At 72.4% G+C, this 21,132-nt stretch carries 21 protein-coding genes; 12 read left to right on the top strand and 9 right to left on the bottom strand.

What is annotated here, in order from left to right:
- Window positions 1–31 precede the first annotated feature (31 nt).
- The 5 genes from GQS09_RS13070 (at window position 32) to GQS09_RS13050 (ending at window position 4,827) form a co-directional block, all read left to right on the top strand.
- Window positions 32–373: a rhodanese-like domain-containing protein gene (locus tag GQS09_RS13070; RefSeq protein ID WP_165986214.1), complete on the top strand. Its 342-nt coding sequence runs from the start codon at window positions 32–34 to the stop codon at window positions 371–373.
- A 432-nt stretch (window positions 374–805) separates the two neighbouring features.
- Window positions 806–1,960, top strand: coding sequence for a cytochrome P450 (locus GQS09_RS13065; protein ID WP_243761368.1), 1,155 nt, complete (start codon window positions 806–808; stop codon window positions 1,958–1,960).
- Between the two features lie 42 nt (window positions 1,961–2,002).
- Window positions 2,003–3,172 (top strand): type III polyketide synthase, encoded by a 1,170-nt coding sequence (locus GQS09_RS13060; protein ID WP_165986212.1) that lies wholly within the window; start codon window positions 2,003–2,005, stop codon window positions 3,170–3,172.
- 99 nt (window positions 3,173–3,271) lie between these two features.
- The gene (locus GQS09_RS13055; RefSeq protein ID WP_165986211.1) at window positions 3,272–3,853 is read left to right on the top strand and encodes a carboxymuconolactone decarboxylase family protein; all 582 of its coding nucleotides are present in this window, start codon (window positions 3,272–3,274) and stop codon (window positions 3,851–3,853) included.
- A 20-nt stretch (window positions 3,854–3,873) separates the two neighbouring features.
- On the top strand, window positions 3,874–4,827 hold the full coding sequence (locus tag GQS09_RS13050; protein ID WP_165986210.1) for an RNA polymerase sigma-70 factor: 954 nt from the start codon (window positions 3,874–3,876) through the stop codon (window positions 4,825–4,827).
- Here GQS09_RS13050 and GQS09_RS13045 read toward each other — a convergent pair.
- The 6 genes from GQS09_RS13045 to paaA form a co-directional block, all read right to left on the bottom strand.
- Entirely contained in the window at window positions 4,790–5,908 is a 1,119-nt protein-coding gene (locus tag GQS09_RS13045; RefSeq protein WP_165986222.1) for an aminotransferase class I/II-fold pyridoxal phosphate-dependent enzyme, read from the bottom strand. The genes GQS09_RS13050 and GQS09_RS13045 overlap by 38 nt on opposite strands.
- Window positions 5,909–6,048: 140 nt before the next feature.
- A complete protein-coding gene (locus GQS09_RS13040) occupies window positions 6,049–7,143 on the bottom strand; it encodes a 2Fe-2S iron-sulfur cluster-binding protein (RefSeq protein WP_165986209.1) in 1,095 nt (364 codons plus the stop codon).
- A 3-nt stretch (window positions 7,144–7,146) separates the two neighbouring features.
- Window positions 7,147–7,608 carry a 1,2-phenylacetyl-CoA epoxidase subunit PaaD gene (gene paaD, locus GQS09_RS13035; protein ID WP_399552499.1) on the bottom strand — a complete coding sequence of 154 codons (462 nt, stop codon included), beginning with the start codon at window positions 7,606–7,608 and terminating at the stop codon, window positions 7,147–7,149.
- A gap of 101 nt (window positions 7,609–7,709) precedes the next feature.
- The gene (paaC, locus tag GQS09_RS13030; RefSeq protein ID WP_165986207.1) at window positions 7,710–8,429 is read right to left on the bottom strand and encodes a 1,2-phenylacetyl-CoA epoxidase subunit PaaC; all 720 of its coding nucleotides are present in this window, start codon (window positions 8,427–8,429) and stop codon (window positions 7,710–7,712) included.
- The gene (gene paaB, locus GQS09_RS13025) at window positions 8,426–8,746 is read right to left on the bottom strand and encodes a 1,2-phenylacetyl-CoA epoxidase subunit PaaB (RefSeq protein WP_165986206.1); all 321 of its coding nucleotides are present in this window, start codon (window positions 8,744–8,746) and stop codon (window positions 8,426–8,428) included. Before paaB ends, paaC begins: the two co-directional genes overlap by 4 nt.
- Window positions 8,743–9,801 (bottom strand): 1,2-phenylacetyl-CoA epoxidase subunit PaaA, encoded by a 1,059-nt coding sequence (gene paaA, locus GQS09_RS13020; RefSeq protein ID WP_165986205.1) that lies wholly within the window; start codon window positions 9,799–9,801, stop codon window positions 8,743–8,745. The genes paaB and paaA overlap by 4 nt, the downstream gene beginning before the upstream one ends.
- 173 nt (window positions 9,802–9,974) lie before the next feature.
- Here paaA and GQS09_RS13015 point away from each other — a divergent pair, with 173 nt between their 5' ends.
- The 3 genes from GQS09_RS13015 to GQS09_RS13005 all read left to right on the top strand — a co-directional run bounded on the left by GQS09_RS13015 (window position 9,975) and on the right by GQS09_RS13005 (window position 12,975).
- Window positions 9,975–10,739 (top strand): DUF5819 family protein, encoded by a 765-nt coding sequence (locus tag GQS09_RS13015; protein WP_165986204.1) that lies wholly within the window; start codon window positions 9,975–9,977, stop codon window positions 10,737–10,739.
- Window positions 10,740–10,837: 98 nt separating this feature from the next.
- A complete protein-coding gene (locus tag GQS09_RS13010) occupies window positions 10,838–12,244 on the top strand; it encodes an HTTM domain-containing protein (RefSeq protein ID WP_243761365.1) in 1,407 nt (468 codons plus the stop codon).
- Window positions 12,241–12,975 (top strand): RNA methyltransferase, encoded by a 735-nt coding sequence (locus GQS09_RS13005; RefSeq protein WP_165986202.1) that lies wholly within the window; start codon window positions 12,241–12,243, stop codon window positions 12,973–12,975. Before GQS09_RS13010 ends, GQS09_RS13005 begins: the two co-directional genes overlap by 4 nt.
- Before the next feature lie 43 nt (window positions 12,976–13,018).
- On the opposite strand, the gene paaN is transcribed toward GQS09_RS13005, so the two are convergent.
- Window positions 13,019–14,707: a phenylacetic acid degradation protein PaaN gene (gene paaN, locus GQS09_RS13000; protein WP_165986201.1), complete on the bottom strand. Its 1,689-nt coding sequence runs from the start codon at window positions 14,705–14,707 to the stop codon at window positions 13,019–13,021.
- A 150-nt stretch (window positions 14,708–14,857) separates the two neighbouring features.
- On the opposite strand from paaN, the gene GQS09_RS12995 reads away from it, so the two are divergent.
- Window positions 14,858–15,490 carry a TetR/AcrR family transcriptional regulator gene (locus GQS09_RS12995; RefSeq protein WP_243761361.1) on the top strand — a complete coding sequence of 211 codons (633 nt, stop codon included), beginning with the start codon at window positions 14,858–14,860 and terminating at the stop codon, window positions 15,488–15,490.
- Here the strand turns inward: GQS09_RS12995 and GQS09_RS12990 are convergent.
- Entirely contained in the window at window positions 15,473–15,961 is a 489-nt protein-coding gene (locus tag GQS09_RS12990) for an Lrp/AsnC family transcriptional regulator (RefSeq protein WP_165986200.1), read from the bottom strand. The two genes, GQS09_RS12995 and GQS09_RS12990, sit on opposite strands and share 18 nt — an antisense overlap.
- A 178-nt stretch (window positions 15,962–16,139) precedes the next feature.
- Here GQS09_RS12990 and pdhA point away from each other — a divergent pair, with 178 nt between their 5' ends.
- The 3 genes from pdhA to GQS09_RS12975 are packed head-to-tail and all read left to right on the top strand — an operon-like array spanning window position 16,140 to window position 19,655.
- Window positions 16,140–17,357, top strand: coding sequence for a pyruvate dehydrogenase (acetyl-transferring) E1 component subunit alpha (gene pdhA / locus GQS09_RS12985; RefSeq protein ID WP_165986199.1), 1,218 nt, complete (start codon window positions 16,140–16,142; stop codon window positions 17,355–17,357).
- Window positions 17,354–18,424: an alpha-ketoacid dehydrogenase subunit beta gene (locus GQS09_RS12980; protein WP_165986198.1), complete on the top strand. Its 1,071-nt coding sequence runs from the start codon at window positions 17,354–17,356 to the stop codon at window positions 18,422–18,424. Before pdhA ends, GQS09_RS12980 begins: the two co-directional genes overlap by 4 nt.
- Complete coding sequence (locus GQS09_RS12975) at window positions 18,417–19,655, top strand: dihydrolipoamide acetyltransferase family protein (RefSeq protein ID WP_165986197.1); 1,239 nt, start codon at window positions 18,417–18,419, stop codon at window positions 19,653–19,655. Before GQS09_RS12980 ends, GQS09_RS12975 begins: the two co-directional genes overlap by 8 nt.
- Before the next feature lie 305 nt (window positions 19,656–19,960).
- On the opposite strand, the gene GQS09_RS12970 is transcribed toward GQS09_RS12975, so the two are convergent.
- On the bottom strand, window positions 19,961–20,440 hold the full coding sequence (locus GQS09_RS12970) for a DUF6328 family protein (protein WP_165986196.1): 480 nt from the start codon (window positions 20,438–20,440) through the stop codon (window positions 19,961–19,963).
- Window positions 20,441–21,132: the final 692 nt, after the last annotated feature.

Below are 21,132 nucleotides of genomic sequence, written 5' to 3'. Positions count from 1 at the left end.
CGGCCGGGGGCGTCCGGGTACTGTCGAAGGCATGTCTTTTGCGCAGTTGCCCACGGTCACCGTCGAGCAGGTCCCGGACGGAGCCCTGCTGCTGGACGTCCGCGAGGCCGACGAGTGGGCTGCCGGGCACGCCACGGCCGCGGTCCACATCCCGATGAGCGAGATCGTCGCCCGCACCGAGGAACTGGCCGGGCTGGCCGAGGGCCGCACGATCCATGTGATCTGCAAGGTGGGCGGCCGCTCGGCCCAGGTGGCCGGCTATCTGCTCCAGCGGGGGCTCGACGCGGTCAATGTGGACGGCGGCATGCTGGCCTGGCAGGCCCGCGGGCTGCCGATGACCGCCGAGGCCGCCGCGCCGGCTGTCGTGCTCTGACCGGTCAGGGCCGGCCGTGCCCCGGTCGGGCCTGACCCGGCCCGTCCCGGCCCGGTCCGGCGCCCGCCCGCCGCCTCTTCCCGTCCCCTCCCGTACGGGCGTCACCCTGTGCATTTGCTTGAGGGAAGGGTTCTGCAATCCGTGACGTCGCGCTCGGTTGAGGTATTGGCCGCAGGTAAGCCCAGTGTAAAGAAGAATCGTCTCTGCTTTGCTCGAATGGGTTAATTCGCATCCGCGCAGACATGTCCGGGCCCCGCGGCGGGGAGTAACGCACCGTCCTATCACCTGACGGTGGTATCGCCGCGTGCGATGCCTCCGACCCCGGAGGTGCTCCCCGTGGAGACATCAGAAACCGTCCCGGATACTGCTGCCGGCCGCCCGTCGCAGGCCGGAGCCGAACCCCGGACCTGTTCCTTCGCCCACGTCACGGCCCTGGAATTCGACCCGGCGCTGCGCGAGCTGATGGCCGAGGCGCCGCTGACCCGCATCCGCATGCCCTACGGCAAGGGCGAGGCCTGGCTGGCGACCCGCTACGACGACATCCGGGTCATCACCACCGACCGCCGCTTCAGCCGCAAGGCCGTCATCGGCCAGGACTTCCCGCGCATGACCCCCGAGCCCATCGTGCAGGACGAGGCCATCAACCTGATGGACCCGCCCGAGTACAACCGGCTCCGCCGTCTGGTCGCCCAGGGCTTCACCAACCGCCTGGTGGACACGCTGCGCCCGGCCACCCAGCGGACCGTCGACGGCCTGCTGGACGCCATGGAGGAGCGCGGCCGCCCCGGCGACCTGGCCGCCGACCTCGGCGCCCACCTGCCCATGACCACCATCTGCGAGCTGCTGGACATCCCGGAGGCCGACCGCTCCGGGCTGCGGGCCAACGCCATCGCCCTGATGACCCTGGGGCGCGGCGACCGGGAGGCCGCGGTCCGCGCCAAGGCCGATCTGCGCGCCTACTTCGTGGACCTCACCGCCCGCCGCCGCCGTGAGCCCGGCGAGGACCTGATCAGCCGGCTGGCCGTGGCCCGGGTCGGCGAGGAGCGGCTCGACGACGACGAGCTGGCCGTGCTCGCCATGATCCTGCTGATCACCGGCCACGACACGACCACCTACCAGATCAGCAACATGTCCTACACCCTGCTCACCCACCCGGAGATCATGGACCGGCTGCGCGCCGAGCCGGAGATCGTGCCCCGGGCCATCGAGGAGCTGCTGCGCTGGATCCCGTTCCGCAAGGGTGTCGGCATCCCGCGCATCGCCACCGAGGACGTGGAGCTGAGCGGGGTCACCATCCGCCGTGGCGACACCGTGCACATCTCCTACCTCGCCGCCAACCGCGACGAGCGGGTCTACGAGCGTCCCGACGAGATCGACCTCGACCGGGAGGCCCCGCTGCACATGACCTTCGGCTGGGGCACCCACCACTGCATCGGCTCCCACCTGGCCCTGATGGAGCTGCAGACGGTGATCTCCACGCTGATCCGGCGCTATCCCGGGCTGCGGCTGGCCGTGCCGCCCGAGCAGATCGAATGGAACACCAGCTCCATCTGGCGTTTCCCGCTGGCCCTCCCCGTCACGTGGTAACCGGCAGCCGGGCACTCGTAAGCGGAGGACAGCGGAACTGACATGGCAACACTCTGCAGACCGGCCGTGGCCGTGCCGGAACACGTCATCACCCAGGAGGAGACCCTGGAGCTGGCGCGCCGCACGCACGCCGACCACCCCCAGCTCCCCCTGGTGCTGCGCCTGATCAAGAACACCGGGGTGCGCACCCGGCACATCGTGCAGCCCATCGGCGAGACGCTCCGGCACCCCGGCTTCACCCGGCGCAATGCCGTCTACGAGGCCGAGGCCAAGGCCCGCGTCCCACCGGTGGTCACCCGGGCACTGGCCCATGCCGAGGTCGACCGCGAGGACATCGACCTGATCGTCTACGTGTCCTGCACCGGCTTCATGATGCCCTCGCTCACCGCCTGGCTGATCAACACCATGGGCTTCCGGGACGACACCCGGCAGCTGCCCATCGCCCAGCTCGGCTGCGCGGCCGGGGGCGCCGCCATCAACCGGGCCCACGACTTCTGCCAGGCCTATCCGCACGCCAATGTGCTCATCGTCTCCTGCGAGTTCTGCTCGCTGCTCTACCAGCCGACCGATCTCGGCGTCGGCTCCCTGCTCTCCAACGGGCTGTTCGGCGACGCCGTCTCCTGCGCGGTGGTGCGCGGCCGCGGCGGCACCGGGGTGCGGCTGGAGCGCAACGGCTCCCATCTGGTGCCGGACACCGAGGACTGGATCAGCTACGCGGTCCGGGACACCGGCTTCCACTTCCAGCTGGACAAGCGGGTGCCGGCCACCATGGAGATGCTCGCCCCGGCGCTGATCAGGCTGGCCGGGCAGCACGAGTGGAACGCCTCCGGCCTGGACTTCTACATCGTGCACGCGGGCGGCCCGCGCATCCTGGACGACCTGTGCCACTTCCTTGAGGTCGAGCCGGAGATGTTCCACTACAGCCGCAGCACGCTCACCGAGCGCGGCAACATCGCCAGCTCCGTGGTGTTCGACGCGCTGGACCGGCTGTTCCGGGACGGTGGTGCCACGGAGTCGGCCCGCGGGATCATCGCGGGTTTCGGCCCCGGCATCACCGCCGAGATGGTGCTCGGCCGGTGGGCCGTGCAGCAGCCCGCCGAACCGCTGCTCGACCAGGCGCTGGCCGCGGCGGTCAGCGTCGGCCGGCAGCCCGGCCGGGACGAGCCCGCGGCAGCGGCCGGTGCCGCCACGGCCGGGGAACGGTCCGGCTGAGGCACCGACTCCGCCGCGGCCGGGGGCCATGTCACATCCGGGGCCGCTGCCCTGTCCAAGCCGTCGGACAAGCCGACGGACAGGAAGGCAGGCAGTGTCATGGCCCGCATCTCGCTCACCCCGCGCCGTACCCCACTGCTCCGGCTGGCCGAGTGGTACTCCCGGCGCCGGTACGGCAAGGTGATGCAGCCCGGACTGGTCTACGCCCACAATCCCCGGGTGCTGCGTGACTACTTCGCCTTCGAACGGAGGGTCGCCCGCTGGCGGGGGCTGGATCCGGCGCTGAAACACCTGGCCGTGATGGCCGCCTCGGCCCGGATCGGCTGCGCCTGGTGCATGGACTTCGGCTACTGGGAGGCCGACCGGCTGGGGCTGCCGCTGGAGAAGGTCGGCAAGGTGCCGGCCTGGCGGGAACACCAGGAGGCCTTCACCCGGCTGGAGCGGCTGGTACTCGCCTATGCCGAGGCGATGACCGACACCCCGCCCTCGGTGACCGACGACGCCGTCCGGGAACTGGTGGCGGAGCTGGGGGAGCCGGCGTTCGTGGAGCTGACCGCCATGGTCGCGCTGGAGAACCTGCGCTCCCGGGTGAACAGCGCGGCCGGGCTGACCAGTCAGGGGTTCTCGGACTCGTGCGCGATCCCGCCCCGGGCGGCGGCCGACACCCGGGAGACGGCATGACGGGCCGTACCATCCCCTCGATGAGCGACGACCGGCAGGAGCGGGATCAGGCCCAGCGGGATCAGGCCCAGCGGGATCAGGCCGGGCGGGGCGACCGGACCGCGGTGTTCGAGGAGCACCGGGAGCGGCTGTTCGGCATCGCCTACCGGATGCTGGGCAGCGTGGCGGACGCCGAGGACCTGGTGCAGGACGCCTGGCTGAAGTGGAGCCAGGTGGACCGCCCGGTGGAGCACCCGGGTGCCTATCTGGCCCGCACGGTCACCAACCTGGCCCTCAACCGGCTCAGCTCGGCCGCGGTGCAGCGGGAGCGCTATGTCGGCCCCTGGCTGCCCGAGCCGCTGGTCCGGGCGCCGGACGTGGCCGACGAGATCGAGCAGGCGGAATCGGTCTCGCTGGCCATGCTGGTGGTGCTGGAGAGCCTGAGCCCGCTGGAGCGTGCGGTGTTCATCCTGCGGGAAGTGTTCGGCTTTCCGCACCGGGAGATTGCCCAGACGCTGGGCCGCTCCGAACAGGCGGTGCGGCAGCTCTCCCGCCGCGCCGCCTCCCATGTGGCGGCGCGGCGCCCGCGCTTCGACACCTCGGAGGAGGAGCAGCGGCAGGTCACGGCGGAGTTCCTGGACGCCTGTGTGGGCGGGGACCTGCACCGGATGCTCGCCTCGCTGGCGCCCGACGTGGTGCTGTGGTCGGACGGCGGCGGCAAGCGGTCGGCGGCACTGCGGCCGATCGAGGGCGCGGACAAGGTGGCGCGCTGGATCATGGGCGTGCGCGAGCGGTTCGGACCGGCCGTGGCGCATCCGGCGGAGGTCAACGGCGGGCCCGGCGCGGTCTTCACGGTGGCCGGGGAGGTGGACAGCGTGGTCGCGGTCGACGTGCGGGACGGCCGGGTCGTCGCGATCCGGGTGGTGCGCAACCCCGACAAGCTGCGGCACGTGCGGGTCAGCGGTGCCGCGGACGGGCCGCGGCCAGGCCGGTGACCGCCCGGCGCAGCGCGTCGGTGCGGCGGCAGAAGGAGAACCGGACCAGCCAGGGCGCCGGATCGGGGCCCTCCCGGAAGGCGGAGGTGGGGATGGCCACCACCCCGGCCAGTCCGGGCAGCTCCCGGCAGAACCGGAACCCGTCCTGGTAGCCCCAGGGGCGGACATCGGTCTGGAGGAAGTAGCCCGCCTCGGCCCGGTAGGGGCGCAGCCCGGCGGCGGCCAGGCCGTCGGCGAGCAGTATCCGGTTGCCGCGCAGCAGGGTGCGCAGCTCCTCCGCCCACGGCTCCACCGCGTCCAGCATGTGGGCCAGCGCCCGCTGGTAGGGGGTGCCCGAGGCATAGGTGAGGAACTGCTTGACCGAGGTGACCGCCGCGGTCAGCGGGGCGGGTGCGCAGATCCAGCCGACCTTCCAGCCGGTGACGTTGAAGGTCTTGCCGGCCGAGGAGATCACCACGGTCCGCTCCCGCATGCCGGGCAGGGCGGCCAGCGGCAGGTGGTCCTCGCCGTCGTAGACCAGGTGCTCGTAGACCTCGTCGGTGACCGCGGTGAGGTCGTGCTCCCGGCACAGCGCTGCCAGGATCTCCAGTTCGTCCCGGCGGAACACCTTGCCCGTGGGGTTGTGCGGGCTGTTGAACAGCAGCACCCGGGTGCGCGGGGTGACGGCGGCGCGCAGCGCGTCGGCATCCAGGGCGAAGCCGTCGCCCTCCGTCACCAGCGGAACGGGGACCAGGGCGGCCCCGCTGAGCCGGGCGCCGGCCGGATAGGCGTCATAGGCCGGGTCGAGGGTGAGGATCTCGTCGCCGGGGCCGGTGAGGGCCAGCAGAGTGGCCGCGAGCGCCTCGGTGGCGCCGGTGGTGACCAGCACCTCGCCGTCCGGGGCGTAGTCCAGGCCGTAGCGGCGCTTCTGGTGGGCGGCGACGGCCTGGCGCAGCTCGGGGACGCCGTAGGCGGGCGGGTACTGGTTGTGGCCGGCGAGGACCGCCTCGGCCACCTCGTGCAGCAGCGCGGGCGGGCTGTCCAGATCGGGCACGCCCTGGCCCAGGTTGACGGCGCCGGTGCGGCGGGCCAGCTCGGTCATCTCGGTGAAGATCGACGTGGCGATCTTCACCCGCCCTCCGCCGCCCGCCGCGCTGTCCCGGCCCGCCGCGCTGTCCTGGCCGCCCGCGCTGTCCCGGCCGCCCGCGCTGTGCGGGCCGTCTGTGCTGTGCTGGCTTCCGATCACGCATCGAAATCTAGCCGCACTTCGGCGGTGAGCGGATGGGACTGGCAGGCCAGCACATACCCGGCGTCCACTTCCTCCGGTTCCAGGGCGAAGTTCCGGTCCATGTGGACCTCGCCGGAGAGCAGCCGGGCCCGGCAGGTGCCGCACACCCCGCCCCTGCAGGCGTACGGGGCGTCCGGCCGCCCCCGCAGCACCGCGTCCAGCAGGGTCTCGTCGTCCTCCACCGGCCAGGTTCCGGAACGGCCGTCCAGGGTGGCGCTCACCGAGGCGCCGCGCGCCAGTCCCTGGGCGGGCGCGGGGGCGGCGGGCGGCAGCGGTGCGTCCTCGGCGTGGTAGAGCTCGGTGTGCACCCGCTCGCGGTCCACGTCGAGCTTGGCCAGGGCCTCCCGGGCGGCGGTGATCAGCCCGATCGGTCCGCACAGATACCAGCCGGTGACCTCCGCCACCGGCAGCAGGCGGGGCAGCAGACCGGCGATCCGGCCGGCGTCCAGGCGGCCGGTGGCCGGCCCGGCCTGCTGCTCCTCGCGGGTCAGCGCGGTGACCAGCTGGAACCGGTCGGGGTAGCGGTCCTTCAGATCCGCTGTCTCGGTGAGGAACATCGTGGAGGCGGCGGTGCGGTCGCTGCGCAGCAGGGTGAACCGGGCGGTGGGCTCGGCGGCCAGCAGGCTGGCGGCCATGGAGAGCACCGGGGTGATGCCGCTGCCGCCGGTGACGGCGGCGAACCGGCCGGGCCGCGGGACCAGGGTGAACCGCCCGGCGGGCGGCATCACCTCGATGGTCTCGCCCTCGGTGAGCCGGGTGACGGCATAGGAGGAGAAGCCGCCCTCGGTGATCCGGCGGACCCCGATCGTCAGTTCGGCCGGACCGGGAACGTCCGGACCCGGCCGCGGGGCGGGATTGCAGATCGAGTAGTTGCGCCGCAGCTCGGTCCCGTCCGCGGTGAAGTGGCGGATGGTCAGATGCTGGCCCGGCAGGAAACGGAAGGCGGGCCGCAGCTCCGGCGGCACGGCAAGGGTCAGGGCGACCGCGTCTGCCGCGTCGCCCGGATCGACGGCGCTCTCGATACGGGCCACGCGCAGCGGATGAAACACCGGTCAGACCTCCTTGACGTGGTCGAAGGGCTCCCGGCAGGTGCGGCAGCGGCGCAGTGCCTTGCAGGCGGTGGAGGAGAAGCGGCTGAGCAGTTCGGTGTCGGTGGAGCCGCAGTGCGGACAGCGGATGGCCAGTGCCACCGGTACCGGTCCGCCCGAGCCCGGCGCACCGAGGTGCCGGGGTGGGGCGATGCCCGCCTCGGCGAGCTTGCGCCGCCCCTCCTCGGTGATGTCCTCGGTGGACCACGGAGGGCTGAGCACCGTCCGCACCTCCACCCGGGTCAGCTCAGGATCGGCGCGGTGCAGGGCCTGCCGGATGTCCTCGGCCATCGCCTCCACGGCCGGGCAGCCGGTGTAGGTGGGGGTCAGCTCCACCTCTGCGGTCCGGCCGTCGTCGGTGAGCCTCAGGCCGCGCAGCACACCCAGTTCGGCCAGGGAGATCACGGGCAGCTCGGGGTCCGGCACGGCACCGGCCGCCCGGTGCAGCTCGGCTACCCGCGGTGACCGTGCCGATGTTTCATGTGAAACATCGCTGCTGGTGCCCGCCGCACCTCCCGGGACGCGGCTCACCAGACCGCTCCCGGATGACTGCGGTGCAGATACTGCATCTCGGCCAGCATCCGCCCGAACGGCTCGGTGTGGACGCCCTGCCGGCCGGCGCCCGCCGACCAGGCGTCGGCGTCCGGCCCGTCGGGCACGGCAAGGGTGGCCCGGCCGAGCACGGTCTCGATCCGCTCCCGCCACTCCCGGCGCAGCTCCTCCATGGAGACCTCCGGCCCGTCCTGCTCCGCCCGCCCGTCCAGCGGCTGGAACAGCTCACCGGTGTACCGCCAGAGGGCGTCCACCGCCTGCTGCATGCGGACATGGCTCTCCTCCGTGCCGTCGCCCAGCCGGACCGTCCACTGCTCGGCATGGTCCCGGTGATAGGCGGTCTCCTTCACCGCCTTGGCCGCCACCCCGGCCACCGGTCCGGTGCCGCCCGCCAGCCCGCCGAACAGCAGCTCCTGCCAGACGGAGAAGAACAACTGCCGGGCGATGGTGTGGGCGAAGTCGCCATTGGGGCGCTCCACCAGCTGCACATTGCGGAACTCCCGCTCCTCGCGGCGGTAGGCGAGTGCGTCCTCGTCCCCCGCCAGCGCGTAGAACGCGCGGGCCTGGCCCAGCAGGTCGAGCGAGATGTTGGCCAGCGCCAGCTCCTCCTCCAGCTCCGGGGCATGGCCCAGCCATTCGGCCAGCCGGTGGGAGAGCACCAGGGCGTCGTCGCCCAGCGGAAGGGCCACGTTCACAGGTGTTTCACCCCGTCCGGGATCTCGTAGAAGGTGGGATGACGGTAGGGCTTGTCAGCCGCCGCGGCGAAGAACGGGTCCCGTTCGTCGGGCGAGGAGGCGGTGACCGCCGTGGCCGGGACCACCCAGATCGAGACGCCCTCGCCGCGCCGGGTGTAGAGATCGCGGGCATTGCGCAGGGCCATGGCGGCGTCCGGCGCGTGCAGGCTCCCGGCGTGGGTGTGCGACAGTCCGCGGCGGCTGCGCACAAAGACCTCCCACAGCGGCCAGTCCCGGTCCGGCGCGCACTCCCCGCCGCTGTTCGGTGTCTCGCTCATGCGGCCTCCTCCCGTCCCCGGCCCCGTCCCCGCTCCCGCTCCTGCTCCTGCTCCCGGTGTGCGGCCTGCCGGGCGGCGTGAGCCGCGGCCGCCCGGCGCACCCAGGCGCCCTCCCGGTGCGCGCGCCGCCGCTGCTCCAGCCGCTGGGCGTTGCAGGGGCCGCGGCCGCGCAGCACCTGGCGGAACTCCTCCCAGTCGATGGGGCCGTGGTCGTAGTGCCCGCGCTCCTCGTTCCAGCGCAGGTCAGGGTCGGGCAGGGTGAGCCCCAGGGCCTCGGCCTGGGGCACGCAGATGTCCACGAACCGCTGGCGCAGCTCGTCGTTGGAGTGGCGCTTGATGTTCCAGGCCATGGACTGCGCGGAGTGCTCGGACTCGGCATCCGGTGGGCCGAACATCATCAGGGACGGCCACCACCAGCGGTTCACCGCGTCCTGTGCCATGGCGTGCTGTGCCGGGGTGCCGCGGCTGAGGGCCAGCAGCAGTTCATAGCCCTGGCGCTGGTGGAAGGACTCCTCCTTGCAGATCCGGACCATGGCCCGGGCGTAGGGACCGTAGGAGCAGCGGCACAGCGGCACCTGGTTGGTGATCGCCGCGCCGTCCACCAGCCAGCCGATGGCGCCCACATCGGCCCAGGTGAGGGTCGGATAGTTGAAGATCGAGGAGTACTTCTGCCGCCCGCTGTGCAGCTTCTCCAGCAGCTCCTCCCGGCTGACGCCCAGGGTCTCGGCGGCGCTGTACAGATACAGCCCGTGCCCGGCCTCGTCCTGCACCTTGGCGATCAGGATGGCCTTGCGGCGCAGCGAGGGCGCCCGGGTGATCCAGTTCGCCTCCGGCTGCATGCCGATGATCTCGGAGTGGGCGTGCTGGGCGATCTGCCGGACCAGGGTGGCGCGGTAGGCGTCGGGCATCCAGTCCCGCGGCTCGATCCGCTCCTCGGCGGCCACCGCACGGTCGAACGCCCGCTGTGCCTCGGTGTCCGGCCGTGCCTCGGTCTCCGGCTGTTCCCGGACCGCCTGCGGTCCTGTCCCGGTGGTGGCGGGCAGCGTCGGGGCCATCGGCCGACCTCCTCTGTTCAACCGACCGATCGTTCGGTCCAATGGTCGGCGAGTGACGGGGTCGTGTCAAGGCAGGCCCGGGCCGGGTACTGTCGCTGGGCGGCGGGAGGAGGATCCGGAGCGATACGGTGCAGTCGTCAAAACCACCAGACGAGTGGGGGAGCCGTCCCAGCATGCAGCCACCCGAACAACCCCAGGGCGAGGACGCCGGGGCCGAGGACGCCGGCAGCGGCAGGGGCACCACGGCGTCCCTGTCCGAGGAGTCCCCGGAGACGGTGCCGTTCAGGGCGCTGTCCCCGGTCGCGCGGGGAGTCATAGCCGTGGGCGTGGGCCTGGCCACCGTTCTGACCGGCTGGCATCTGACCGCCGCGTTCCTGTTCGTGGCCCCGGACAACACCGTCACCGGGGAGTACGGCCAGACCATCCGGGACTACATCTACCCGGAGCTGGAACAGAACTGGAAGCTGTTCGCGCCCAACCCGCTCCAGCAGAACGTCGACGTGGAGGTCCGGGCCGAGTACCGCACGCCGGACGGCACGCTGGAGACCACCGAGTGGATCAACCTGTCGGCCATCGACTACGAGCACATCCGGCACAACCTCGCCCCCAGCCACACCGCGCAGAACATGCTCCGCCGCGCCTGGGACTTCTTCGACAACTCCCACACCGACGGCCGCCCCAACGGCATGCGCGGTGAGCTGTCCGGAGCCTATGTGCACCGCATCGCGCTGCTGCGGCTCAGCGAGCTGATGGACGTCGACACCGTCGAACGCCTCCAGCTGCGGTCCGCCATCCGCCGGGTCGACGCCCCGCAGTGGAGCGAGGAGAACATCGACACCTCCGCCTCCTACAACGAGCTCGACTGGTGGACGGTCCGGGACAACGACCGGCCGTCCGGCGCCCTGGCCCCCGACAAGCCCGCGGAGGACGAGCAGTGAGCAGCGACAGCGCACGCCACCTGGCCACGGGCGACAAGACGGCCGGGTCCGCGGAGCCGCCGGCCGCCGCCGGCCGGCCGGCCTCCCCCTTCGCCGGCATGGGCGAGAAGTTCGACTCCTCCCTGGCCCGCGGCATCGCCAACATCACCCGCCGGGCCCTCGGCCCCTACCAGACCGCCATCGTGCGCATCGGGTTCGCCTTCGTCTGGCTGACCTTCATGCTGCGCGAGCTCCCCTACCGGCACGAGCTCTACGGCCCGGACAGCCCCTGGGGACACGACCTCGCCGTGCGGCTGCTGAACGACAACCACGCCTTCACGGTGCTGCTGTGGACGGACAACCGGGCCTTCTTCGAGTTCGTCTACCTCGCGGGCATCGCCGTCTGCTTCGCCCTGCTGCTGGGCTGGCGCACCCGGCTGATGACGGTGCTCTTCATGGTCGTCGTGCTGTCGCTGCAGAACCGCAGCGTCTTCATGGGCGACGGCGGCGACAACGTCGTCCACCTGATGGCCCTGTACCTGGTGCTCAGCCGGTGCAGCCAGGTCTGGTCGCTGGACGCGCGCCGGGCCCGCCGGAACGCCGAGCGCGGGGTGCCCGCCACCCGTGATCCGGTCGGCGTGCTGCTCTGGGCGCTGTGCGGCGCGGTGCTGGCCGCCGCGCAGCTCACCGGCTTCGCCACCACCCTGGCACTGTTCGACGAGAACGGCCCGGTCCTGTCCTTCTGGATCTTCCCCGGCCTGGGCTGGGGCGGCATCTTCTGGGGCCTGTGGCTGATCTACGGCGGCTGGTGGGCGGTGCGCCGTTTCGCACCCGGCGAGCCGCGCCTCGTCGGCGAGATGGTGGCCAACATCATCCACAACGCCGGGCTGCTGGTGATCATGGTGCAGGTCTGCATCATCTACTCGGCCGCCGGCTGGTACAAGATCCAGGGCTCGCGCTGGCAGGACGGCACCGCCGTGCACTACCCGCTGAACCTGGACTACTTCACCCCCTGGCCGGACCTCACCGAGCGGCTGGGCAACGTCGGCATGCTGGTGATGCTGCTCACCTACGGGACCGTCTTCGTCCAGGTGGCCTTCCCGTTCGCGCTGCTGAACCGCAAGGCCAAGAACATCCTGCTGTTCCTGATGATCGGCGAGCACGTCGGCATCGCCGTGCTGCTGGGCCTGCCCTTCTTCTCCCTGGCCATGATCGCCATGGACAGCGTCTTCCTGCCGACCGTCTTCCTGATCTGGATGGGCCACCAGGCGGGCCGGGCCGGCTCCCCGGTACTGCGCCTGTTCCGCCGCCGCTCCAAGGGCCCGGAACCGGACACCCCCGTGACCGGCTCCGCACCGGCTCCGGCGACCGCCTCCGCCCCCGGCGCCGCGCGGCCGGACGAGCCCCGCATCCCGGCCCAGGCATCACCGGACGACAGCGCGGCCGGTCAGCGCACCCCGGGGACCTCAGGCGGCCCCGGCGGAGAGCCCGACGACCGGCGGCCGGCCTGGGCGGACCGCGGATGACCGAGGCGCCGCTCCGCTGGCGTGAACTGGCGGGGGAGACCGTTCTGCTGGACGGCTTCCACGCACTGAAGCACGCGCTGCGGTTCGGCGCCGACGTGCCGCTGGCCCTGGCCGCCGACAAGCCGGCCGCCATGGCCCTGGCCCGGGACCTCGCCCCGGACCTGGCCGGGCGTCTGGAGACCCTGCTCACGCCGGTGGCACCGGCCGCTCTCGCCGGCCTGGTGCCCCGTCCCCACCCCACCGGCGTGGCGGCCCTCGCGGTACCGGAACCCCGTCCGGTGCCCGCCCGGCCCCGCCCGGCCCCGCTGGTGGTCCTGGACAACCCCCGCCATCTGGGGAACATCGGCGCGGTGATCCGGCTGGCCGCGGGCTGCGGCGCGGCCGGCGTGCTGACCACCGGCAGCGTCGACCCCTGGCACCCGCACGTGATCCGGGCCGCGGCCGGCCTGCACTGGGCCGTCGCCGTGCACCGCCGCCCGGTGGAGGAACTGCCCGACGGCCCGCTCCTCGCCCTGGACCCGGACGGCACCGACCTGCGGGAGACCGCCCTCCCGCCCGACGCCCTGCTGGCCTTCGGCTCCGAACGCCACGGCCTGTCGCCCGCGCTGCGCGCCCGCGCCGACCGGCTGGTCTCCCTCCCCATGCGACCCGGTGTCTCCAGCTACAACCTGGCCACCAGCGCCGCCATGGCGCTCTACCACTGGCTCACCCGGCAGCCGCACACCGGCTGACCCCCGGCCGCACACGGCTGACCCCCGCCGGCCCCGGCCGGGCTCAGGCCGGGCGGCGGATCTCCACGAAGCGGAACCGGTCGGCGACGAACGCGGCGTCGGTGTAGGCGGCATTGGCGGCCGGATTGCCGCCCGAGCCGTGCAGATCCGAGAAGGCCGCGGTCTGGTTGACATACACCCCGCCGGTCAGATTCAGCGACAGCTGGGCGCACTCCTCCAGACACACCTCCACAAGCTGCCGCTCCACCTCCGGCGAGGTGGTGTATCCGCCGACCGTCATGGCGCCGCGCTCGGCGATGGTGCGGCGCAGCAGCGCCACGGCGTGCTCGGCGGAATCCACCGCCACTGCGAACGCCACCGGTCCGAAGCACTCCTGCTGGTACGCCTTCTCCGCCTCCGGCGCGGCCCCGTCCAGCCGCAGCAGCACCGGGGTGCGCACCGTGGCCCCGGGAAACTCCGGGTGCGCCACCGGACGGGAGGCCAGCGCCACCTCGCCCAGCGCGGGCGCGCCCTCGATCCGCTCCCGCACCGCGGGATTCACCACCGCCCCGAGCAGCGCACCGGCCCGGGTGTCGTCCCCCAGCAGCTTCTGCACGGCGGCGGCCAGATCCGCCACCACCTCCTCGTACGACTTGGGCCCGGTCTCCGTGCCGATGCCGCCGCGCGGGATCAGCAGATTCTGCGGCGTGGTGCACATCTGCCCGCTGTACAGCGAGAGCGAGAAGGCGAGATTGGCCAGCATGCCCTGGTAGTCGGCGGTGGAGTCGATGACCACCGTGTTCACTCCGGCCTTCTCGGTGTACACCCGGGCCTGCACGGCATGCCGCTCCAGCCACTCGCCGAACTCCGTGGAGCCGGTGTAGTCGATGATCCGCACCTCGGGGCGGAGCGCGAGCCCCTTGGCCAGGCCCTCACCGGGCAGCTCGGCCGCCAGCGCCACCAGATTGGGGTCGAACCCGGCCTCGGCCAGCGTCTCGCGCGCCGTCGCGACCGTCAGCGCCAGCGGCAGCACGGCCCGCGGGTGCGGCTTCACCAGCACCGGATTGCCGGTGGCCAGGGAGGCGAAAAGGCCCGGATAGCCGTTCCAGGTGGGGAAGGTGTTGCAGCCGATCAGCAGCGCGATGCCGCGCGGTACCGGCACGAACTCCTTGTGCAGCTCCAGGGCGCCGCGCCGGCCCTGCGGCTTGGACCACTCGGCCCGGGACGGGAGCCGGGTCTGCTCGGCGAAGGCATACGCCACCGCCTCCAGTCCGCGGTCCTGGGCGTGCGGCCCGCCCGCCTGCACCGCCATGCCGAAGCCCTGCCCGGTGGTGTGCATCACGGCATGCGCGATCTCCATCGTCCGGGCGTTCAGCCGGGCCAGGATCTCCAGGCAGACCAGGGCCCGCACGGCCGGCCCGGCGGAACGCCAGCCGGCCGTCCCGGCCCGCATGGCGGGCAGCAGCACCTCGGGGTCGGGATGCGGATAGCCGATCTCCAGCGCGAAGCCGTACGGCGACTCCTCGCCGCCCGCCCAGCCGTCCGTGCCGGGCTGGTCGGCCAGCGCCTCGAACCGCCCGCCGCGCAGCGCGTCGAACGCCGCCCGCCCGCGCTCCGCGCCGTCCTCCCCGTAGGCCCGGGGCGATTCCGGATAGGCCGACCAGTAGGCGCGGCTGCGCAGCGCCGCCACCGCGTCGTCCAGCGTCTGCCGGTGCCGCTCGGCGAGCACGTCCGCGGTCAGCACAGCGTTCATGGGCAGCCATCTCCTCGTCGAGTCGCGACCGGACGCCCGGACTGGAACAACCCGGGAATGTGATCGATACTGCTACCGAACGATCGGTCGGGGCAAGGGGGCCTGACGGCCCCTGTGGAAAACCTCACCCGTCCGGAATGATGGCGACCGATGACCATGGCAGCAGCGAACCGCGCGGCGAACGCGGCCCCCCGAGCGGCGAACCGCGACACCTACACGCCGCAGACCCTCCTCGAAGTCGCCGTGGAGGTCTTCAACGAACGCGGCTACGACGGCACCTCCATGGAGCACCTGTCCCGCGCCGCGGGCATCTCCAAGTCGTCGATATACCACCATGTGCGCAGCAAGGAGGAGCTGCTGCGCCGGGCCGTGAGCCACGCCCTGGAAGGGCTGTTCGCCGTGCTGGAGGAGCCCGCCGCCCGCCGGGGCCGGGCCGTCGACCGGCTGGAGCACGTCACCCGCCGCACCACCCTGACGCTGGTCGAGCGGCTGCCCTACGTCACCCTGCTGCTGCGGGTGCGCGGCAACACCGACACCGAGCGCTGGGCCCTGGAGCGCCGCCGCGAGTTCGACCACCGCGTCGCCGAGCTGCTCAAGCAGGCCGCGGCCGAGGGCGATCTGCGTGCCGATGTGGACGTCCGGCTGGCCACCCGCCTGCTCTTCGGCATGATCAACTCCATCGCGGAGTGGTACCGGCCGGCCCGCGGCGACGCCGCCTCCGCCCAGGAGATCGCCGACGCCGTGATCACCACCGCCTTCGCCGGGCTACGTCTCCGGCAGTAGATCCGTCTCCTCGAACACCAGCAGCGTGCGGGTGCTGATCACCTCCGGGATCGCCTGCAGGCGGGTCAGCACCAGCTCGCGCAGCGCCCGGTTGTCCGCCGTGTGCACCAGCAGCAGCACGTCGAAATCCCCGCTGACCAGGGCGATGTGCGCGGCGCCCGGAAGCTGCTCCAGTTTGGCGCGAACCGTCCGCCAGGAATCCTGGACGATCTTCAGCGTGATGTACGCCGAAGCGCCCTGGCCGGCCTTCTCGTGGTCTATCCGGGCCGTGAAGCCGCGTATCACCCCCGTCTCCGCCAGCCGGTTGATCCGCGCATAGGCGTTCGCCCGCGAGATGTGCACCTGCTCGGCTATCGCCCGCACCGATGCCCGCCCGTCCACCTGGAGCAATCGCACAATCGTTTTGTCAATGGGATCGAGCGGCCTGATCGGCCGATCGGCCCCATTCGGAGCCATCTGGTCGTCCGGCATGCGCTGCACCCTCCCCTCCCTGGACATCCTGCCTGCCGGACCACCGCTCGGGAACCACCCGTCCACAGGAGATCCACAGGCGTAGCCAAAATGCGTCATCAACCGAACAATCGGTAGGGAGCGCCAACCCACCCCCGGCGCCGCACCTGCACGCAGCCTCGACCAGGAGGTGCCCGCCATGACGGTGCTGGAGCACACCGGCTACCGCCCCGCCCCGCCCCCCGGCTGGCAGCCGCGCACCGACCCCGCGCCGCTGCTCCCCGACCCCGAGCCGTTCCGGGTGCTCGGCACCGGCGCCGAGCCCGGGACGCCCGGCCTGTGGACCGAGTTCTACCGCCGCCTGGTGCACGGCCGCCGCTACAACCAGCAGGCCACCGCCCTCACCAAGCAGGGCCGGCTCGCCGTCTACCCCTCCTCCACCGGCCAGGAGGCCTGCGAGATCGCCGCCGCCCTCGCCCTGCGCCCGGAGGACTGGCTCTTCCCCAGCTACCGCGACACCCTCGCGGTGGTCGCCCGCGGCGTCGACCCGGTGCAGGCGCTGAGCCTGCTGCGCGGCGACCGGCACAGCGGCTGGGACCCGCGCCGGCACCGTGTCGCACCCCTGTGCACCCCACTCGCCACCCAGCTGCCGCACGCCGTCGGCCTGGCCCACGCCGCCCGGCTGCGCGGCGACGAGGTCGCCGCCCTGGCCATGGTGGGCGACGGCGGCACCTCCGAGGGAGACTTCCACGAGGCCCTCAACTTCGCCGCCGTCTGGCAGGCCCCGGTCGTCTTCCTGGTGCAGAACAACGGCTTCGCCATCTCCGTGCCGCTGGCCAAGCAGACCGCCGCGCCCAGCATCGCCCACAAGGCGGTGGGGTACGGCATGCCCGGCCGCCTGGTCGACGGCAACGACGCCCCCGCCGTCCACCAGGTCCTCACCGAGGCCCTGGACCGGGCTCGCACCGGAGGCGGCCCCACCCTCGTGGAAGCCCTCACCTACCGGCTCGACGCCCACACCAATGCCGACGACGCCACCCGCTACCGCAGCGAGGAGGAGGTCGCCGCCTGGCGTGGCCACGACCCGCTCCACCTCCTCGAACAGGAGCTCCGCGAGCGCGGGGAACTCACCGAGGAGCTGATCGCCGACGCCCGTTCCGAGGCCGAGACCTTCGCCGCCGACCTGCGCGAGCGCATGCACGCCGACCCGGAGCTCGACCCGGCCTCGCTGTTCGGCCACGTCTATGCCTCCCCCACCCCCCAGCTCCGCGGCCAGCACGAACAGCTCCGGGCCGAACTGGACGCCGAAGCCGAAGCCGAAGCCGACGCCGAAGCCGGGACCAGGGCCGGGGCCGCGACCGAGGCCGGCCCCGGCACCGGCGGCGGCACGCACGGCCAGGGGAGGGCCGCCGCATGACCGCCTCCTCCACCGCCGCACCCGCCGCCGCCACAGCGGCCGGCACCCGCCCGGTCACCATGGCCCAGGCCCTCAACCGCGCCCTGCGCGACGCACTGGCCGCCGACCCCGCCGTGCACCTCCTCGGCGAGGACATCGGCACCCTCGGCGGCGTGTTCCGCATCACCGACGGCCTGGCCGCCGAATTCGGCGACGACCGCTGCACCGACACCCCGCTCGCCGAGGCCGGCATCCTCGGCACCGCCGTCGGCATGGCCATGTACGGTCTGCGGCCCGTCGTCGAGATGCAGTTCGACGCCTTCGCCTACCCCGCGTTCGAGCAACTCCTCTCGCACGTCTCCCGGATGCGCAACCGCACCTCCGGTGCCCTGCCGCTGCCCCTCACCATCCGCATCCCCTACGGCGGCGGCATCGGCGGTGTGGAGCACCACAGCGACTCCTCCGAGGTCTACTACATGGCCACCCCCGGCCTGCACGTGGTCACCCCGGCCACCGTTGCCGACGCCTACGGCCTGCTGCGCCGGGCCATCGCCTCCGACGACCCGGTCGTCTTCCTCGAACCCAAACGCCTCTACTGGACCAAGGCCCCCCTCGATCCCGGCAACCCGCCGGAGGCACTCCCCTTCGGCCGTGCCGCCGTCCCCCGCCGCGGCACCAGCGCCACCCTCATCACCTACGGCCCCTCGGTCCCCGTCTGCCTGGAGGCCGCCGAAGCCGCCAGGTCCGCCGAGGGCTGGGATCTGGAGGTCATCGACCTGCGCACCCTGGTCCCCTTCGACGACGACACCGTCTGCGACTCCGTCCGCCGCACCGGCCGCGCCGTCGTGGTGCACGAGGCCACCGGCTTCGCCGGGCCCGGCGCCGAGATCGCCGCCCGGGTCACCGAGCGCTGCTTCCACCACCTCGAAGCCCCGGTGCTCCGGGTGACCGGATTCGACATCCCCTATCCCCCGCCCATGCTCGAACAGCACCATCTCCCGGGTGTGGACCGCGTCCTGGACGCGGTGGCCCGCCTCCAGTGGGAATCTGCCTGGACCCCCGGAACGGAAGGCGGCCGGCATGCCTGAGGTCCGCGAATTCCGCCTCCCCGACCTCGGCGAGGGCCTCACCGAAGCGGAGATCGTCCGCTGGCTCGTCGATGTCGGCGATGTGGTCACCGTCGACCAGCCCGTCGTCGAAGTCGAAACCGCCAAGGCCCAGGTCGAGATCCCCTGCCCCTACCCCGGCGTGGTCACCTCCCGGCACGGCGAGGAGGGCGGCCAGATCCCCGTGGGCGCCCCCCTGATCACCGTGGCCTCCGCCCCCGCCCCCGATGGCGAGAGCTCCGGCAACGTCCTGGTCGGCTACGGCACCACCACCGCCGCCGCCGCGACCTCCCGCCGCCGCCGGCTCACCGCCCCCGCCTCTTCCGCCGCCCCCGCCTCTCCCGTACCCAGCTCCTCACCACCGCCCGTCATCTCCCCCCTGGTCCGCCGCCTCGCCCGCGAACGCGGCATCGACCTGCGCACCCTGCACGGCTCCGGCCCCAACGGCCTGATCCTCCGCGCCGACATCGAGCACGCCACCCGGCCCCCCGCGCCGGCCTCCGCGCCGCCGTCCCGCCCGTCCACCGCGCCGTCCCCGACCCGCATCCCGCTGCGCGGCACCGCCGGCGCCATGGCCGCCAGACTCAGCCGGAGCCGCACCGAAATCCCCGATGTCACCTGCTGGGTGGACGCCGACGCCACCGAACTCCTCACCGCCCGCCGGGCACTGGGCGAACCCCGGATCTCCCTGCTCGCCCTGCTGGCCCGCATCTGCACGGCCACCCTGGCCCGTCATCCCCGGCTCAATGCCTCGGTGGACACCGCCGCCAACGAAGTGGTCCTCCACCAGGACATCCACCTCACCCTGGCCACCCAGACCGAACGCGGCCTGCTGGTCCCCGTCGTCCGGAACGCCGGGACGCTCACCACCCAGCAGCTCCACGACGAGATCACCCGCCTCACCGAGGCGGCCCGCGCCGGCTCGCTCACCCCCGCCGAGCTGACCGGAGGCACCTTCACCCTCAACAACTACGGTGTCTTCGGCGTGGACGGCTCCACACCGATCATCAACCACCCCGAGGCCGCCATGCTCGGCATCGGCCGCATCACCGAAAAACCCTGGGCGCACCAGGGCCGGCTCGCCCTGCGCCAGGTGGTCCAGCTCTCCCTCACCTTCGACCACCGGGTCTGCGACGGCTCCGTCGCCGCAGGCTTCCTGCGGGACGTGGCCGACGCCGTCGAATCCCCCACCCGCCTGCTGCGCCACCTCTAGGACAACGGGACCCCTCCACACAGAACCCGCTGCCGTCCGTACCGGCCGGCACCACATACGGCGCCTGGCCGGGACGCCACGCCTCCGGGCAGTGCGGCCGGTCCCACCCGTCGCGCGCCCGGCGCCACCCGCCGCTCCACCTCGTCCGGAAGTTCCTGTTCCCCGCCTCCCCATCTGTGCGATCACCGTCATCCCGGCACCCCGACGCCGTACCGACCAGTCCACAGCGCCACCGGCCGCCGGGCAGGACGTTCCCCTGGCCATCGAGATCACGGAGGAGTGCCCGTCCGCCTCCGGAGCCGGGACTACGAACCGTTGACCCGGTTCCGGCGGCGCAGGGCGTAGAACGGGAGCGCGAACCAGCACAGGGCGAACCACAGCGAGACTCCGCCGACGATCCAGTACGCCGCCGAGCTCTCCAGCACGAACAGCGCGACCAGCAGCATTGCGCAGATCACCGTGCACAGCAGCAGATACAGCCCCACGATGGTCAGCTTCGAGGCCCACTCCACCGTCTCCGGCTTCAGCCGGCGGCCCGTGACCAGACGGTGCAGCGTCACCGGTGCGATCAGCGCACCCGTCGCGCCCGCGCCGAGCACCAGCGTCAGCGCATACAGCCGCACCTCGACCTGCGTCAGCTCCGTGAAGCGCGGCGCGAACGCGGCCGTGAGCAGGAACGCCAGCAGGATCTGCACGCCCGTCTGAGCGACCCGTACCTCCTGGAGCAGCTCGTTCCAGCGCCGGTCCGCCCGTTGCTCCCTGGTCTCATTGCGCCCGTTCGCCACGCCCCGGCACCTCCACAGGCCGACCGCATCAACAGATCATATGAGCCTAACGCCGCAAAGCGGTGGAAGTCGGGCATGCATCGGGAGCCGGTCAGCCCTCCCCGTACACCGCGGGCCCGACCCGCGGCTCCCGCAGAAGACCCTCATGACGCTCGCCCGGCCCCGCACCGCACACGATCCGCTGCGCGGCCGAGGGCGTTCCGGCGCGGGCCAAGGCTCGTCCGAGTGGCCTCTGAGGAGCTGGTTTGACGCTCCCCCGGCCACCCCGTAAAGTTGCTCAGGCTGTCGCGGACCCGCTCGGGTCCCGAGGCACTTCTCGCCACCGGATGTGTGGCACCACCGCTCAGATCCCTCCCAGGACGGGACCGCTTCGGCGCGCTGCATTGTTGTGCACCGAATTGGACCCACCCCCGATTTTGTCCGGGCCGGGTGAGTGCTCTACGGTGGTGATCACGCCGGAGGGCGAAAACTCAGCACCAAACCCCGCCGACCGGGGGCCAGATTCGGCCCAAACCGAATGTGGTAGCGTCGGAAGCACCGAAACGGAGAAACACCCGGAGGGATTCCCGAGAGGGTTACCGAAGGCAGTGTCCGTTCCTTGAGAACTCAACAGCGTGCCAAAAGTCAACGCCAGATATTTGGCAACCCCGTCGCCATGGGGCCGGATGTGTGTCCGGTTGTCCGTGGTGGAT

Origin of the sequence: Streptomyces sp. YIM 98790, assembly GCF_011421595.1 — a bacterium.
Classification (GTDB): Bacteria; Actinomycetota; Actinomycetes; order Streptomycetales; family Streptomycetaceae; genus Streptomyces.
The sequence above is the reverse complement of the archived record's forward strand: the minus strand, read 5'-3'. Positions and strand labels throughout refer to the sequence as shown.